Origin of the sequence: Pseudomonas sp. RIT623 (assembly GCF_004519305.1) — a bacterium.
Classification (GTDB): Bacteria; Pseudomonadota; Gammaproteobacteria; order Pseudomonadales; family Pseudomonadaceae; genus Aquipseudomonas.
Genome location: NZ_SOZA01000022.1, coordinates 36,893 through 53,390, shown reverse-complemented (window position 1 = coordinate 53,390; position 16,498 = coordinate 36,893). Strand labels below are relative to the sequence as shown.

The following is a 16,498-nucleotide window of genomic DNA, read 5'->3' as shown; positions in this document are numbered from 1 at the left end:
GCCAAAGCTGTCAATCTGGATGACCGGTTTGGCCGCTACCCGCTAGCGCCCCACGCCACGCTCGCTATCGTCTTCGATACGCGCCATGCGCTGCATGAACTCCAGGGTCAGACGCTCGCGCAGGGGCTGGCGATCGGCTGCCGGGGCAAGGGCGGCGAACGCCGCCGAGTCGTATCGCTCGACGAAGCGCTGCCAGAACAGATAGCGGCACAGGTGCGGGGCCAGGACCTGTGGTGTGATCGCGGCCTCCACGGCATTACGAGCCGCGTCCAACTGTGCCTGCTCGACGCTCGGCACGCCGACCTCATAGAGGCGATAAGGCTGAAACGGCAAGGCCAACGCGCGACGCAGCCGGACCCGGTAGCGCAGGGCCAACATCCCCTGCACGTCCTGCGCGAGGTTCACACCACGCGCCGGGATATCTGCCCGCACAAAGGACTCCAGCCGTGCCAGGCGGAACAACCCTTTGCCGAGCGCCAGCAACTGCGCGCCGGACAGCGAGGTATTGGGAGCCTCTGCCTGGCTCTCGGCGTGCCGCTGCAACAACCGGCTGAACTGCTCGATGACGCGGTTGTTACCCACCGGTTCAGGCTGCAGCAAACCATGAACCGTCTGCGCAAACCCGGCGTCCGCGTGCATCAGCGCGAGGATGCGCCAGACATGTTCGTCGAGGAAGGCTTTCGGCCAGCTATGCTCTGCAACCTGCTCCAACCCTTCGAGCAAGTTGAACACAGGAACATTTCCCGCCTGTGCTTGCAATGCGTCCCAAATTTTCCCGCGAGCCACCCCGCGCGACCCCGTCCCGACCCATCCAGCACGACCTTGCTCGTACTCCGGTGCCTCGCGGATAGGATCGAATGCAGCCAGGTTGGCAAGCTCGGTCATGCTCATGCGGTTGCCCTCCACAAGGAACCCCTCGCGAAACGCCTGAGGCATGTTCAGGATCTCCCGTGGCGCGCCCCGCAATGCGTTATTGCGCAAATCCACCAAGGTAAGCTGATCGCACAGCGCGATATCCTTGGGCCAGGAGCTCAATCCGCAACGACGCATGCGCAGTTCGATCAACTGCGACAGGTGCTGAAAAGGCAGGGCGAATGCGCCGACCGCGCGATTGTCGCTCAGGTCGAGATGACTCAACATGGGCAGGCGGCTCAGGGCCTCCACCGCATTGGCATCGAGGTGGATCTGGTTGCTTACCAGCCGCAAGCGGCGCAGATTGATCAGATAGCCCAACCCATCCGGACATCGCAGCAGGTGATTGTGGCTCAGGTCGAGCCGCTGTACGTCGGTGAAGGCGCGGATGAACCCCGCGTGCACATGGCTAAGTGGAGCGTCGGTAATCACCAGTGCTTTCACATGGAAGAAATCGACTTGCAGGGGCAGCTCCGGCAAAGTGGCAACCGGTAGGTCGGAGAACGACAGCCGCAAACCCAACCGTTGCTCCGCCGCGCCGTGCATGGGCATATCGCCGACGCCTCGCCATGCCCGCAGCAGACGCTCGGCGAACATCTGGCGGGTATGCCGGGAAACGTCATCGAGGGCAAAGCCGACCCAATCATTGACGCTCCGGGTCAACTGCGCCAGGTCATCCTCCAGCGCCCCCAGCACCGCTTCTACCCGCACGCCTCGACGCCACCTGATCTGCAATTCCAGCTCCAGCTGGGCATCGTTGAGCCCAGGGAAATACTGGCGCAGACCATCACGCAATATCGCTCGCTGCGACAATCGCCCCGCCCCCCGCCCACTGAGCGGGTAACCGACACGCCCATCAGCCAAGCGCCGCCCGGGATTGAACCAGGTGTGCTGCCCGGGCCAGCCGAGCAGGCTGGCAACCCCCTGTCGCGTCTCGGGCAACTGTGCCAGGAGCTTGTCACGCAACTGTGCCGCGGCCTGCTCGCCCTCAAGCTGCAGGGTGCTCGACAACTGGCGTGCATCGAGCACGCCCACCAATGCCGCGAAAATGTCATCGCTCGCCGCCACCTCGCGCTGTGCCCCCGTGTCGTCGAACACCTTGAACACACCCTGGTCGCGCACCAACAACCAGTGTTCGGCACTGTCGTCCTCGGCCCCGACGGCGGCCAGCGCTACGGACTGCTCGATATCCTTGCCCAAGGTCAACCGTAGGCCAGCAACCTGCAGCTTGTCGAGCAACGTCATGGCCAACACGCCAGTATCATCGGTATAGGCGCTGGGCGCATACAGACCTGTCATGGCCCGATTGAAACGGGCCATGCGCGCCAGAGCCAACGCGCGAGTCTGCGTCTCCAGGGATAGACGGTCCTGGGCCAAGGCTTGCTCACGCTGTGAAGCGCTGAGTTCGCTGGCCAATGCCTGGGCATGGGCCTCCGGCAGGCTCGCAATCGTCTTGCTCAACAGCTGGACCAGTTCATCATCCCCGGCAGGCGCTTGCGTCAAATGCTCGAACAATGCGCCCCGCAACTCAGACTGCCTGGCCAGGATCTGCGTCGCATCGGCAACCTCGGGGCGCGCCAGGCACTCACGCAGCAGCGCTTGATCACTCACGCTAGCCGGTAGCTGCCGCAAACTCTGGAAGAAGGCCTCGATGCGGGCATCGGCGGCGAAACGCTCCAGCGTGTCGCGCAAGTTGATCGGGGTGCGCCGGTTCTCGACCAGCAGGCCGCGCAACGCGTCTTCATCGACATCCGCCGCGCGCATGATCCAGCGCGCCTGCGCGGCACTGCGCAACTGCGCTTCTGGCCACAAGGTATCGAGCATCCGCGCCGCGCCTGTCTCGGCCTGCGCACGGTGGTACAACAGCTGCCAGCAACGCTCGCCATTGTGCAGCACCACAGGCTCGTAGGCCCCAGGACGTGACGGGTGGCGCAAACGGTACACGCCGTTGGGCTCGGCCTGGTATAGCTCGTGCAGACGCTGACCAACGCGTATCCAATGGCGCTGACCATCGCTGAAACGCCCGTCGGCCTGCAACGTGACATGCTCAGGGGACACGGCGAAGGCTTCCAGGTCGTTCGGCCACAGCCGCAGCGTTTCGCCATCGCTGCTGACCCATTCCATGGCCTCCAGATAGGCACAGCGCACGAAGGCTACCGCCGCGACCGTGCCAGCCGTGGCGACCAGCGTGGCCGCCACCCCGAGCAGATGCTCCAGCGCCTCGTGCTGGTGGCCAAGGGACCACTCCGACACGCCTTCGAATACCGCGCCCAGGGTTTGCGTCACGACGCCGGCCAAGAGCAGCGCGCCAACCGCTGGCAGGAACAGCCCGCTCAGGTTCAGCAGATCCAGGCCGGCCGCTTTCCAGGCATCGCGGCGTGCCTTGGCGGCCACCGCATCGGCATTGGCGGTGGGCACCAGGAGCAGCCGGGCATCGTCCTGCAAGCGTTGTACCTGCTCGGAGGCCATGGCCTGGAACACATCGCCGGTTTGCACCCGGCCCTCCAGTTGCAAGTCCGCAACGTTATCCTGCAAGCGCTTGGCCAAGGTGTCGACGAATTCGGCCCGTCGTTCGAGGCTGATCAGCCGCGTGAAGTGAGCCCGATAGCCTGGCGCTTTCAGCTCGACGGCCAGCGCCGCGTTCATCGCCGCGCTGGAGGCATAGCGCCGCAACGGCTGGATAGGATCGCTGGGCAGGTAGGCCAGCACGCCCCGCTCGGCGCCATGACGGTCACGCAGGTGGATCAGCACGCCATCGGCAACCGGTTGCCCGAGCATCTGCATCAAGCCCGGGTACCCCTTGAGCTCGTATTGGGTATGGACCTGCTCGGTATCGAGCAATTCCCGCAGGGCGAGTTGCTCGGCGGCGCTGATCTGGCCATTGAGGGCGGCCATTTCCGTTGCCAGGCGAAGCCCGGAGCGTTTGTCCTGCGCCAACAACTCCTGGGTCGCCGCATCGTAGGTTCGCGCAAGTTCGAGCTGATACAGGCGGCCCACGTCCAGCTGGCGGCATGCCTGAACCAGCTCGTTGCCGGGCTTGGACAGCACCTCGCTCTGGCCCGCCGCTACCAACCCAGAGCCGTCGTAGAAAGAGGTACCGTCCGCGAAGTTGTGCATCAACCGCAGCAGACCGCTTTCGCGCGTTTCGCGCGGCCCATACGCAGGCATGCCCTGTAGCGGGAGATCAGTGAACTCGGGCAGCACCGTCAGCCACTCGAGTTGCTCGAAAGCCACGCCGTCAGGCAAGGGTTTGGCCAACAGCGTGGCGAAGTGCTGTTTGGCGAAGCGCTGCAACGGCGGCAGTTGGAGGGTGCGCCCGCGCAGGCGTGCCTGACTGGCCTGGTGTGCGCTCAACGCTTCGCGCAGGCGCCTGATCTGGTTGCTGGAGGCACGCTTGAGCCAGTCTGGCAAGCGTGTCCCGATGAAATCATCGAGGGCATTGTCCGTTTCAGGGGGCGGTGTTTGCGGGGACGGGGAGTCCAACAGGTGCATGGCATGATCCTTGGCCAATGGTCGGTCCACCATGCTGCTGCTTTTGGACGTGACACATCAGCGGGAAACCCACCAGCCGACACCCTACCTTCAACGCCCGCCATCGCGCGCCTGAATCAGCGCGCGGTAGTGCCCCGGATTACAGCCGAACCACTTGCGAAAGGCCTTGTAGAACGAACTGCTATCGGCAAAGCCCAAGCGCTCGGCGATCTCGCCCATGGCCAGGTGGTCCTGGCTCAGCCAGGCGATTGCCAACTCCCGCCGCACGCTATCCTTAAGGCCCTGGTAATTTTGCCCTTCCTCGGCCAGGCGCCGACGCAGGGTCGAAGGCGACAGGCATAGCTGGCGCGCCAGCTCATCGGCATCCGGCCAACTGCCTGGGTCCAGGCGCAGCAGGTCGGTACGGATGCGCCGGCCCAGGCTGGCGGGGTCGCGGTACTTGACCAGGATGTTACCCGGCGCCTCGGCGAGAAAACGCTGCAGTTCTTCCTCACTGCGACGCAGCGGCAAGTCCAGGCAATCGGCGGCGATGATCATCCGCGTGCGCGGGCGCTCGAACTGCAGGTTTTCCGAAAACATCACCCGGTAGTCGTCGCAGAACGGCGGCTCGGCGCAGCGCAGGTCGATGGCCAGGATCGGGATGCGCCGCCCTGCCAGCCAGCAGGCCACGCCATGCACGATCATCCAGAAGGTGAAGTATGTGAAAGCGCGGCGCGGTTCATCGCGCGGCTCATTGATGACGATCTCGGCCAGCCCCTCCTGGCGCAGCAGGCCAGGCTGCAGGTCGTCGAGCATCAGCGACAGGAACGCCAACGCCGTTTCCAGCCCCGCGCCCAGGGTTGGCTGGGCCATGCTCGCCCGACACAGGAATGCCAGGCTGCCGCCGCGCAGGCCGCGCGGGTCCATGGCGAAGAACTCGTCGTTGCAGCGCCGCGCCAGCAAGCGCCAGAGCCGGGCATAGGACTCGGCGCTGACCCGCGCCGCGGGCAGGTGCAACTGCTCGACGGCAATGCCGGCGCGGGCCAACAAGCCGGCATCGGGCTCGCCGTGCGGGCAGGTCTGCAACAAGGCTTCACGCACCAGCTGCATGGAAATGGTGTCTTTCTCGCTCATCGATGGTCCTGTCGTTGCAGTGCCGGCCATCTTAGGCCGGGCCTTTATAAACAACCATCACAGGCCTGTCGCCAAACCCAGGAAGGCCTGGATCAGCCGCAGCTCCCGACGTCGCTCCAGGCATCCGACCAGGTGCTGGTTGACCAGGCCGGCCCCAGCCAAGGGGCGCGCTACCACCCGCGGGTCATGGGCCACCTCGGTGGACGACACCACCCCGATGCCCAGTTGCGCCGCCACCGCCTCGGTGACGGCTTCGCGGCTGTCCAACTCCAGTAGCACCCGCGGCTGCACGCAGGCATCGGCGCAGGCCTTGTCGAACGTGCGCCGGGTAGTGGAGCTGGGCTCGCGCAACACCATGATCTGCTTGTCCAGCGCCATCAGCGGTAAGTCGCCAGTGGCGCTGGCCCAAGGGTGCCCCACCGGCAGCAAGGCACACAGGCGCGACTCGCACAGGCTTTGCAAATGCAGGCCCTTGCGCGGCTCGATCTCGGTCAGCACCGCCACGTCGGCATGTTCCGACAATAGTGCGGCAAGGGTTTCCTGGGCGTTGCCCAAACGCAGGTTGACGGTGATACCAGGGTAACGCTCACGCAACTGCGCCAGCATCGGCATGACCCGGTGCGGTCCGTCGGCGGCGACCTCCAGGCGCCCGGTGAGCAACTGGCGGTTGGCCTCGAGCATCGCCTGGGCTTCCTCGGCCAGGCTGAACATCGCCCGGGTGATAGCCGCCAGGCGCGTGCCCTCCGCGGTCAGCTCGACCCGCCGCGCGGTGCGCCGCAGCAGGGTGATCTGGTAGTGCTCCTCCAGTGCCTTGACGTGCCCGGTGACCGCCGGCTGGCTGATGAACAGGCGCTCGGCGGCGCGGGTAAAGCTGCCCTCGCGGGCAACGGCATCGAAGGCACGGAGCTGGAACAGGTTCATATCTATCGGCCCTGCTTATGGCTGGCATATCTACAAACAATTTGATTGATGATTCAGCGAATTGCAACCTAGCCCCACTAGTTTCCAGCCCACCGCAAGTGAGGAACCACGGAATGAGCAACGCCCCGATCCTGCTGACCCCCGGTCCATTGACCACTTCTCTGCGCACCCGCCAGGCCATGCTCATGGACTGGGGCTCCTGGGACCGCGACTTCAACCAGTTGACCGCCAGCCTGTGCGAGCAATTGCTGGCAATCGTCGACGGCGCCGCCAGCCATCACTGCGTGCCCCTGCAAGGCAGCGGCACCTTCGCCGTGGAAGCGGCCATCGGCACCCTGGTGCCGCGCGACGGCAAGGTGCTGGTGCTGATCAACGGCGCCTACGGCCAGCGCCTGGCGAAGATCTGCAAGGTCCTGGGCCGCACCTACAGCACCTTCGAGACCGCCGAGGACCAACCAACCACCGCCGAGGATGTCGAGCGTCTGCTAGCCGCCGACCCGACCGTGACCCACGTCGCGCTGATCCACTGCGAAACCAGTACCGGCATCCTCAACCCGCTACCGGCAATTGCCCAGGTGATCAAGGCCCATGGCAAGCGCCTGATCATCGACGCCATGAGTTCGTTCGGCGCACTGCCGATCGATGCCCGCGAGGTGCAATTCGAGGCGCTGATCGCCGCCTCCGGCAAGTGCCTGGAAGGCGTGCCGGGCATGGGTTTTGTCTTCGCCGAGAAAACCGCCCTGGCCGCCGCCGAAGGTAACGCCCACTCGCTGGCCATGGACCTGCACGACCAGCACGCCTACATGGCCAAGACCGGCCAATGGCGCTTCACCCCACCGACCCACGTGGTCGCCGCCCTGCACGAAGCATTGCTGCAGTACAACGAGGAAGGCGGCCTGCCCGCCCGCCACCAACGTTATGCCGACAACTGCAAGACCTTGCTCGACGGCATGGCCAGGATCGGCCTGCGCAGTTTCCTGCCCACCGCGATCCAGGCACCGATCATCGTCACCTTCCATGCCCCGAAAGACCCCCGCTATCAGTTCAAGGACTTCTACGAGCGGGTCAAGGCCAAGGGCTTCATCCTCTACCCGGGCAAGCTGACCCAAGTCGAGACCTTCCGCGTCGGCTGCATCGGCGTGGTCGGCGCCGCCGGCATGCAAGCCGCCGTGGACGCCGTGGCCGACGTGCTGCGGGAAATGGAAGTGTTGGATATCTGACCCCTGCCTAGCCAATTCAAGGAAACTGCGCCCATGAACTACAACAACCCCACCCAGCTACAAGCCGCCATCCTCGACTGGGCCGGCACCGTGGTCGACTTCGGCTCATTCGCCCCCACGCAGATCTTCGTCGAGGCCTTCGCCGAGTTCGACGTGCAGGTGTCCATCGAAGAAGCCCGCGGCCCCATGGGCATGGGCAAGTGGGACCACATCCGCACCCTGTGCGACGTGCCGGCAATCGCCGAGCGCTACCGCCAGGTGTTCGGCCGCACGCCGACCGACGACGACGTCACCGCCATCTATGAACGCTTCATGCCACTGCAGATCGAGAAAATCGCCTTGCACTCGGCGCTGATCCCCGGCGCCCTGGAGACCCTGACCGGGCTGCGCCAGGACGGCTTGAAGATCGGCTCGTGCTCGGGCTACCCCAAGGTGGTGATGGACAAGGTGGTGGAACTGGCGGCGCGAAACGGTTATGTGGCCGACCACGTGGTGGCCACCGACGAGACTCCGAACGGCCGCCCATGGCCGGCCCAGGCCCTGGCCAACGTGATTGCCCTGGGGATAGACGATGTGGCGGCCTGCGTGAAGGTCGACGACACCGTGCCGGGTATTCTCGAAGGCCGCCGTGCCGGGATGTGGACCGTGGCCTTGGTGTGCTCGGGCAATGCCCTGGGGCTGACCTGGGAAGGTTACCGCGCCTTGAGCGCGGAAAAGCTGGAGAGCGAGCGCAAGCGTATTCACGCGATGTTTGCAGGGTCGCGCCCGCACTACCTGATTGACACCATCAACGAGCTACCCGAGGTGATCGCCGATATCAACCGGCGGCTGGCCAAGGGGGAGATGCCGCAGGGCGCCTGATCCTGATGTCGAGAATCAGCGCGGGGCAAGTCGCGGCGGCGGTTCGCCGCTGCGACTTGCCCCGCGATGCCTGGCGGCTCAGACCGCCCGGTTCAGCTTCACCCACGAGGCAAACTTGTCGATGAACCCCTGCAGGAACGGCCGGGTCTTGTCATTCAGCTTGCCACTGTCATCGAACAGCGTCGCGGCCCCGCCGATATACGCCTCGGGCATTTGCATGCACGGCATGTCGAGAAACACCAGCGATTGGCGCAGCGCATGGTTGGCGCCAAAGCCGCCGATCGCCCCCGGCGAGACGCTGGCCACCGCCGCCGGCTTGCCGCTCCAAACGCTCTGGCCATAGGGCCGCGAGCCGACGTCAATGGCGTTCTTCAGCCCGCCCGGCACCGAACGGTTGTATTCCGGGGTCACGAACAACACCGCGTCACTGCGACGGATCTCGTCGCGAAAACGCTTCCACGCCTCGGGGGCGCCCTCGGCCTCGACATCCTCGTTGTACAACGGCAGGTCGCCAATCTCGACGATCCTCAGGGCCAGGCTGGACGGCGCCAGCTCGGCCAACGCGCGGGCCACCTTGCGGTTGTAGGAGTCCTTGCGCAGGCTGCCGACGACAACCGCTACCGAATAGACCTGGCTCATGGCGTTTTGCAACCTCTACTGGGGGATTGGGACCTAGTAGTTATAGATGACCGTTCCTCGGCCCCAGGTTTTTTTTCCGCCCGGCGGAAAACTTCCCGGGCGTTTCGCTGGTCTATGGGTACAGACATTTCCTACACGTTTCAGAGGTTTCCACCTAAATGGCAGCAGTAATGGTCGGCCAGTTCCACGCCCGCGACGCCGAAGGCCGCATCTATCCCGTGCATGAGTTTCAGGAGTCGACCCTGCAGGCCGATGGCAGCACCTTGGGCGCGCCGATCACCAGTTACCGGCTGGCCATCGGCGACCGTGTCAACCACCTGGGCGAGGATCGCTTCGAACTGGCCCAGACCGGCGTCGAGATCATTCGCATTCCTTGACGCAGTCCACCGTATACAACTGCCCCGCGCGTTGCAGGCCGTGCACGTCGGCGACGAAGCCTGGGAAGCCCTGGTCGAAAGCCCGGGCACAGGCCAGGTAGTCGAGAATCGTCCGGCTTGCCTCGGTAAAACGCTCACCCGGCATGATCAGCGCAATGCCCGGTGGATACGGCACCAGCATCACCGCTGAAACACGCCCCAGCAGTTGCTCGATCGGCACCGCCTCCACCTCCCCGCGCACCATCTGGTCGTAAGCCCTGGCCGGGGTCATCGCCACCTCTGGCAGCACCGTGAACACAGGCTTGAGCTGCCGGGCCGTGGCATTGCCCTGGTAAAAACCGTGCAACTGCGCGCACAGGTCGCGTAACCCCAGGCCCTGGTAGCGCGCTGGCTGCTGCGCCACCACACTGGGCAGGCTTTCGCTCAATGGGGTATTGCCGTCGTAGTGGCGCTTGAACTCCAACAGTTCGGTGAGCAGGGTGCTCCACTTGCCCTTGGTGATACCCATCGAGAACAGCACAAGGAAGCTGTACAGCCCGGTCTTCTCCACCACCAGCCCACGCTCCCAGAGAAACTTGCTGACCACCGCCGCCGGGATGCCATGCTCGCCCTGCGCGGGCATCACCAGGGTGACCTTGAGCGGGTCGAGCAGTACATAGTCGTCGCTGACCTCGGCAAAGCCATGCCACGGCGCGCCCGGATGCAGCAGCCAATCCGCCGCATCCATGCCTTGCATCGCCGGTGGCTGCCAGATACTGAACCACCAGTCATCGCCAGCGAGGTGCTCACGCAGGTTGGCCAGGGCGCGGCGAAAGCTCAGGGCCTCGTCGAACATCTCTTGCAGCAGCGAACGGCCCGCCGGCCCTTCCATCATTGCCGAAGCCACATCCAGCGAAGCAAGGATGCTGTACTGCGGCGAAGTCGAGATATGCATCATGAATGCTTCGTTGAAGCGGTCGCGATCCAGCTGCCGGGCCGCGCCGTCCTGCACATGAATCATCGACGCCTGGCTGAAGGCGGCCAGCAGCTTGTGGGTGGAATGGGTGCTGAACAGCAGTGGGTCGCCTGCCGCCCGTGCCGTGCCCATGGCATAGCGGTCGGCGAAGAATTCGTGAAAGGCGGCGTAGGCGAACCAGGCCTCATCGAAGTGCAGCACTTCGACACTGGCGCCAAGCAGTTGCTTGATCAGCCCGGCGTGGTAGCACAACCCGTCGTAGGTGGAGTTGGTCACCACCGCCAGGCGGATCTTCGCCGTACGTCCTCGAGCCAACGGATGGGCCTGGATTTTCGCCTGGATCGATGCCGGGCTGAACTCGCTGAGCGGGATCGGCCCAATGATGCCCAGTTCGTTGCGCTCAGGACACAGGTAGATCGGAATGGCGCCGGTCATGATGATCGCGTGCACCACCGACTTGTGGCAGTTGCGGTCCACCAGCACCAGCTCGTCGCGGCCGACCATGGCGTGCCAGACGATCTTGTTGGCGGTGGAGGTGCCGTTGATGACGAAAAACGTGTGGTCGGCGCCGAAGTTGCGTGCCGCCCGGGCTTCGGCGGCGGCCAGGGGGCCGGTGTGATCGAGCAGAGAACCCAGCTCCGGCACCGACACCGAAAGGTCCGAGCGCAGGGTGTTCTCGCCGAAAAACTGGTGAAACGCCTGCCCTACCGGGCTCTTGCGATAGGCCACGCCACCGCCGTGGCCCGGGGTATGCCAGGAATAATTGGACTGCGCGGTATGCTGCACCAGGGCCTTGAAGAACGGCGGCAGCAGGCCGTCGAGGTAGTTGTGCGCAGCCCGCGCCACCTGGCGGGCGAGAAACGGCACGGTGTCTTCGAACAGGTAGAGAATGCCGCGCAACTGGTTGAGCTCGCCCATGGCTTCGGCCGGGGCGTTCTCCAGGGTGACCTGCTCACCAAGGGCGAAGATCGGCAGGTTGGGCGCGCGCAGGCGGGCCAGGCGGATCAGCTCGGCCATGTTCTGCAGCAGGCGGCTGTTGTCGCCGGCGCCCTCGGCGGCGATCAGCATGCAGGCCAGGCCGTGGTGGGTGGCGGCCACCAGGCGCGCTTCGGCCTGGTCGGCGGCGGCGAGGATGGTGAAGCCGTCCTGGGCGAGTTCCTCGGCGATGCCGCGCACTCGCTCGCCAGCAACGCTGTCGGCCTTGATCGCCCGGTGGACTATAAGAATTGGGAACTTGAGGTCCTTGTACATCGGGCGGCTACCTCTGCGGGTAATTTCCCTCAGGGTAGTCGATGCAGTCGCGGGGCAAGTCGCAGCGGCGCACCGCCGCTCCCACAAGCCCTGGACTGTCACCAAGGGCTGGGGGGGGGACCCGCGATAAGGCCGGTACTGTTCAGTGCATCAGCTGGCGGCTGGCTCGGTCAGCACCTGCCACATCGCCGGCCCACCGGCCGACTTGGCAATGGCCGCCAAGCGCTCGGCATGGGCTGCGAGCTCTTCCTCGCTGGCCACGATCACCCGCCCCGGCGCACGCCCGCTGATGCGGCGGATCTCGCTGCCGGTACTGCCCTGGCCATCCTCGCCGCCGGCCCCCTCGCCGGCCAGCGACAGGCTGGTCTGGCCACCGGTCATCGCCAGGTAGACGTCGGCCAGCAGTTCCGAGTCGAGCAGCGCGCCGTGCAGTTCACGGCCAGAGTTGTCGATGCCGTAGCGTTTACACAACGCATCGAGGCTGTTGCGCTGCCCTGGGTGGCGCGAGCGCGCCATCATCAGGGTATCGAGAATGGTGCAGTGCTGGGTGATGTCGGCCCGGTCGTGCTGGCCCTGCAGGGCGAATTCGTTGTTGAGGAAGCCAACGTCGAACGCTGCGTTGTGGATGACCAGGGTGGCGCCCTGGATGAATTCGAAGAACTCGTCCGCCACATCGCCGAAACGCGGCTTGCCAACCAGGAAGGCGTCGGTGATACCGTGAACGCCGATGGCGCCCTCGTCACTTTCGCGATCCGGTTGCAGGTAGACGTGGAAATGCCGCCCAGTCAGGCGCCGGCCCATGACCTCGACGCAACCGATCTCGACGATGCGGTGGCCTTCGCCCACCGGCATGCCGGTGGTTTCGGTATCGAGGATGACCAGGCGCTGGTCTTGCTGCTGTTCCACGGGTGACTCCAACTGGCGGGGCTTGAATTCGGAGCGGGAGTATAACTCAAGCGGCAAGCTTCAAGCTTCAAGCCACAAGAAAGAGCAGCCACACATCAGACCCGCTGTTACTTGTGGCTTGCCGCTTGAAGCTTGTAACTGCTTTCAGCGCTGGGCCCGAACCTCGTCGACGCCACGGTTGGCCAACTGGTCGGCGCGCTCGTTGCCTGGGTGGCCGATATGCCCGCGCACCCACTTCCAGGTCACCTTGTGCCGGTTGACCTGTTCATCGAGCTGCACCCACAGGTCGGCGTTTTTCACCGGTTCCTTGGCCGCGGTTTTCCAGCCGCGCTTTTTCCAGTTGGCCATCCATTCGTTGATGCCCTTCATGACGTACTGCGAGTCGGTGGTCAGCACCACCTCGCACTCGCGCTTGAGTGCCTTCAGGCCCTCGATCGCCGCCATCAGCTCCATGCGGTTGTTGGTGGTCTCGCGCTCGCCGCCCCACAGCTCCTTCTCGACGCCCTTGAAAACCATCAGCACGCCCCAGCCGCCCGGGCCAGGGTTGCCCTTGCAGGCACCATCGGTGTAGATCTCGACGCTATCGCTCATGTACCACTCGTGTTCAGTGCTTTTCGGAATCGGGATGGGTGGCACTGCGGTTGACCTTGGCCAGCGGCAGCGGCAGCAGCTTGCCCATCGGTTCACGGCGCTCCGGGCGCAGCGGCCGCAGGCCCACCACCATCTTGCGCGCCACCAGCAGGTAAACCCCGCCACCGGCAGCCTGCCAACCTCCGGCCACGCGCTCCCAGCCAGCCAGGCGCTGCTGCCAGGCCGGCGAGGCAAGCGGCGGACGATAACACCCAAAGCGGCGTTTCTCCAGCGCGAAGCCCAGCAGGTTGAGCCAGTCGCCGACCCGCGACGGCGAGATGCAACGGGCCTTGCGCAAGGCCCCATGGCTGAAGAAATGGCGCACGCCCCAACTGCTCCAGGGGTTGATCCCGATGATCAGCAGATGGCCACCCGGGCGCACGGAACTGGCGGCCTCACGCAACAGCCCGTGGGGGGACAGGCTGAAGTCCAGGCCATGCTGCAGCACCACCACGTCGGCGGCGTGCTCCGACAGCGGCCAGGCCTGCTCCTCGCAGACGATCTCCACCCCCGGCAACGGCGCGCCCAGGCGCACGTTGCGCTGCACCTGCGGGGCGCTGGGCGGGGTTTCGGCGCAGGGTCCGTAGTGCACCAGGTAACCACCGAAGAAGCGTCGCAGTTCTTCTTCGAGCAACTTTTCCTCTTCCTTGAGCATCAACTGCCCAAGAGGCCCCTCGAACCAGTCGCGGGCCAGGCGGATCAGCTCGACCCAGTCGGGGTCGGCCTGGGCGAAGGCTTGGTCGGTCATTGCGTTCTCCCTCGAAGGTTCTCCGCGCGCGCCATCGCGGCTAAGATGCCTTCAATGTCCAGGCTTGGCGATACGGATCCGCACATGATACAGATCGATGCCCTACCCGCTTTCTCCGACAACTACATCTGGTTGTTACAGGATACTGCCAATCGCCGCTGCGCGGTGGTCGATCCCGGTGATGCCGGGCCGGTGCTGACCTGGCTCGGCCAGCATCGCGACTGGGTGCTGGAGGCTATCCTCGTCACCCACCACCACCATGACCACGTCGGCGGCGTCGAAGCCTTGAAACAGGCCACCGGCGCCCAGGTGTACGGCCCGGCCAGCGAACGTATTCCGGGTCGCGACATCGCCCTGGAAGACGACGCCCGCATCGAGGTGCTGGGCCTGGCCTTCGAGGTCCTGGCCATGCCCGGCCACACCCTGGGGCACATCGCCTATTACACTGCGCAATCGGCCACGCCGCTACTGTTCAGTGGCGACACCCTGTTCGCCGCCGGTTGCGGGCGCCTGTTCGAAGGCACGCCCGAGCAGATGCACCGCTCGCTGCAACGCCTGGCCGCGCTGCCCGTCGCTACCGAAGTGTACTGCGCCCACGAATACACCCTGAGCAACCTGCGCTTCGCCCGCGCCGTGGAACCCGACAGCGAACACGTTCGCCAACGCTTCGAGGACGTTACCCGGTTGCGCGCCGACAATCGCATCACCTTGCCGTCAACCATCGGCATGGAGCGCCTGACCAACCCCTTCCTGCGCACTGCCGAAACATCCGTTAAACAAAAAGCAGACGAATGGAAGGGACATTCCAAGCCAAGCCAAGCCACTGTTTTTGCTGCCTTGAGGTCTTGGAAAGACGTGTTCTGATAACCTCACGATATATCGCAATGTGACCCTAAAGGTTGACCCGGCCGGGGCCGGTTTCTAGAATCGCCCAACTTTTTTGCCCGGATAACCGTTCCCGCCGATGTCTTCACGTAGCCGCAGAACCGCTCATTCGGTCGCCCTGACGCGACTGGCACAGATCAGTGCACTGGCGCTGGCCGCCACCCTGGTCGGCTGCCAGAGCACCCGTCAGCTCGACGAATCCGACAGCGTTCGCGCGCACAGTTACCAGGCGCGGATCAAGCACAAGCCCGCCCCGCTGGTGGTCAAGGCCAAGGAGCAGGCACCGCCCCAGGACGTCTGGGAGCGCATGCGCCAGGGCTTCGCCCTGCAGGACGGCATGGACGTCAACCCACGTATCGAGCAACAGCGCCTGTGGTTCGCCAGCAACCCGTCGTTCCTCGAGAACGCCGGCGAGCGCGGTAGCCTCTACCTGCACTACATCGTCGAGCGCCTCGAAGAACGCGACATGCCACTGGAGCTGGCTCTGCTGCCGGCCATCGAGAGCGCCTACAACCCCATGGCCTACTCGCGCGCGCATGCCGCCGGCATGTGGCAGTTCATTCCGTCCACCGGGCGCCACTTCAACCTGCGCCAGACCAACTTCTACGACGGTCGGCGCGACGTCACCGCCTCGACCAACGCCGCGCTGGACTACCTGAACCGCCTGCACGACATGTTCAACGGCGACTGGCTGCTGGCCCTGGCGGCCTACAACGCCGGTGAAGGCACGGTCAGCCGGGCCATCGAGCGCAACGAGCGCCTGGGCCTGCCGACCGACTACTGGAACCTGCCGCTGCCACAGGAAACCCGCGACTACGTGCCCAAGCTGCTGGCCCTGTCGCAGGTGGTCAACACCCCCGACGCCTACGGCGTCAACCTCAACCCGATCGCCAACGAGCCGTACTTCGAAGCCGTCGCCATCAACGATCGCCTCGACCTGTCCCGCGTGGCCGCCTTCGCCGACATCGACGAAGACGAACTGATCCAGCTCAATCCCGCGTTCAAGAAGCGCATGACCGTGGACGGTCCACAGCAACTGCTGGTGCCCACCGCCAAGGCGCAACTGCTCAGCGACCGCATGTCCAACCTCAAGCCCGAGGAACTGGTCAGCCTGCAACCGAACAAGGCCGTGTTCCAGGCCGCCCTGGCCGAGGCCAAGGCACCGGCGGCGCGCAGCTACCGGGTCAAGCGTGGCGACAACCTGGGCAGCATCGCCAAGGCCAACCGGGTGTCGGTCAAGCAGCTGCAAAGCTGGAACCGCATCCGTGGCAACAACCTCAAGGTCGGCCAGGTGCTGGCGCTGCGTGGCGGCAGCGCGCCGAGCACGGCGGCCAACCGCGTGGCTGACTCGAAGCAGCGCTCCACCCAGTACAAAGTGCGCAAGGGCGACTCGTACTACCTGGTGGCCAAGCGCTTCAACGTCGAGATGAAGCACCTCAAGCGCTGGAACCCGCGCACCGGGCATGCGCTCAAGCCAGGCCAGACCCTGACCGTCTACCTGTCGCGTTGATGTGAATCCTGGGGGGCGCTTCGCGCCCCAATCAGTCACATCCATCTGACCGACTCGCACCCTTTTTCCATTCCAGAC

13 protein-coding genes are annotated in these 16,498 nt (G+C 65.0%); 5 read left to right on the top strand and 8 right to left on the bottom strand.

What is annotated here, in order from left to right; all coding sequences use genetic code 11:
• Nucleotides 1–42: 42 nt before the first annotated feature.
• The 3 genes from E3U47_RS15775 to E3U47_RS15765 form a co-directional block, all read right to left on the bottom strand.
• Entirely contained in the window at nucleotides 43–4,404 is a 4,362-nt protein-coding gene (locus tag E3U47_RS15775; protein WP_167659493.1) for a dermonecrotic toxin domain-containing protein, read from the bottom strand.
• Nucleotides 4,405–4,494: 90 nt separating this feature from the next.
• Nucleotides 4,495–5,517: an AraC family transcriptional regulator gene (locus E3U47_RS15770; protein ID WP_134692609.1), complete on the bottom strand. Its 1,023-nt coding sequence runs from the start codon at nucleotides 5,515–5,517 to the stop codon at nucleotides 4,495–4,497.
• Between the two features lie 57 nt (nucleotides 5,518–5,574).
• Nucleotides 5,575–6,438, bottom strand: coding sequence for a LysR substrate-binding domain-containing protein (locus tag E3U47_RS15765; protein ID WP_134692608.1), 864 nt, complete (start codon nucleotides 6,436–6,438; stop codon nucleotides 5,575–5,577).
• Between the two features lie 113 nt (nucleotides 6,439–6,551).
• On the opposite strand from E3U47_RS15765, the gene E3U47_RS15760 reads away from it, so the two are divergent.
• Nucleotides 6,552–7,658, top strand: coding sequence for a 2-aminoethylphosphonate--pyruvate transaminase (locus tag E3U47_RS15760; protein ID WP_134692607.1), 1,107 nt, complete (start codon nucleotides 6,552–6,554; stop codon nucleotides 7,656–7,658).
• 33 nt (nucleotides 7,659–7,691) lie between these two features.
• Entirely contained in the window at nucleotides 7,692–8,519 is an 828-nt protein-coding gene (gene phnX / locus E3U47_RS15755; protein WP_134692606.1) for a phosphonoacetaldehyde hydrolase, read from the top strand.
• Nucleotides 8,520–8,597: 78 nt separating this feature from the next.
• On the opposite strand, the gene E3U47_RS15750 is transcribed toward phnX, so the two are convergent.
• Nucleotides 8,598–9,158: an NADPH-dependent FMN reductase gene (locus E3U47_RS15750; RefSeq protein ID WP_134692605.1), complete on the bottom strand. Its 561-nt coding sequence runs from the start codon at nucleotides 9,156–9,158 to the stop codon at nucleotides 8,598–8,600.
• Nucleotides 9,159–9,316: 158 nt separating this feature from the next.
• Between E3U47_RS15750 and E3U47_RS15745 the strand changes: the two genes are divergently transcribed.
• Entirely contained in the window at nucleotides 9,317–9,535 is a 219-nt protein-coding gene (locus E3U47_RS15745; RefSeq protein WP_134692604.1) for a hypothetical protein, read from the top strand.
• On the opposite strand, the gene E3U47_RS15740 is transcribed toward E3U47_RS15745, so the two are convergent.
• The 4 genes from E3U47_RS15740 to E3U47_RS15725 all read right to left on the bottom strand — a co-directional run bounded on the left by E3U47_RS15740 (nucleotide 9,519) and on the right by E3U47_RS15725 (nucleotide 14,025).
• On the bottom strand, nucleotides 9,519–11,741 hold the full coding sequence (locus E3U47_RS15740; protein WP_134692603.1) for an arginine/lysine/ornithine decarboxylase: 2,223 nt from the start codon (nucleotides 11,739–11,741) through the stop codon (nucleotides 9,519–9,521). The genes E3U47_RS15745 and E3U47_RS15740 overlap by 17 nt on opposite strands.
• A 150-nt stretch (nucleotides 11,742–11,891) precedes the next feature.
• Nucleotides 11,892–12,647, bottom strand: coding sequence for a DNA polymerase III subunit epsilon (dnaQ, locus tag E3U47_RS15735; RefSeq protein WP_134692602.1), 756 nt, complete (start codon nucleotides 12,645–12,647; stop codon nucleotides 11,892–11,894).
• A 144-nt stretch (nucleotides 12,648–12,791) separates the two neighbouring features.
• Nucleotides 12,792–13,238, bottom strand: a complete 447-nt coding sequence (gene rnhA / locus E3U47_RS15730; protein WP_134692601.1) for a ribonuclease HI — start codon at nucleotides 13,236–13,238, stop codon at nucleotides 12,792–12,794.
• Between the two features lie 13 nt (nucleotides 13,239–13,251).
• Nucleotides 13,252–14,025, bottom strand: coding sequence for a methyltransferase domain-containing protein (locus E3U47_RS15725; RefSeq protein ID WP_134692600.1), 774 nt, complete (start codon nucleotides 14,023–14,025; stop codon nucleotides 13,252–13,254).
• Nucleotides 14,026–14,109: 84 nt separating this feature from the next.
• On the opposite strand from E3U47_RS15725, the gene gloB reads away from it, so the two are divergent.
• Both gloB and E3U47_RS15715 read left to right on the top strand, forming a co-directional pair.
• Nucleotides 14,110–14,889 (top strand): hydroxyacylglutathione hydrolase, encoded by a 780-nt coding sequence (gene gloB / locus E3U47_RS15720; protein ID WP_134692599.1) that lies wholly within the window; start codon nucleotides 14,110–14,112, stop codon nucleotides 14,887–14,889.
• Nucleotides 14,890–14,989: 100 nt separating this feature from the next.
• A complete protein-coding gene (locus tag E3U47_RS15715) occupies nucleotides 14,990–16,420 on the top strand; it encodes a lytic transglycosylase domain-containing protein (RefSeq protein ID WP_134692598.1) in 1,431 nt (476 codons plus the stop codon).
• Nucleotides 16,421–16,498 lie beyond the last annotated feature (78 nt).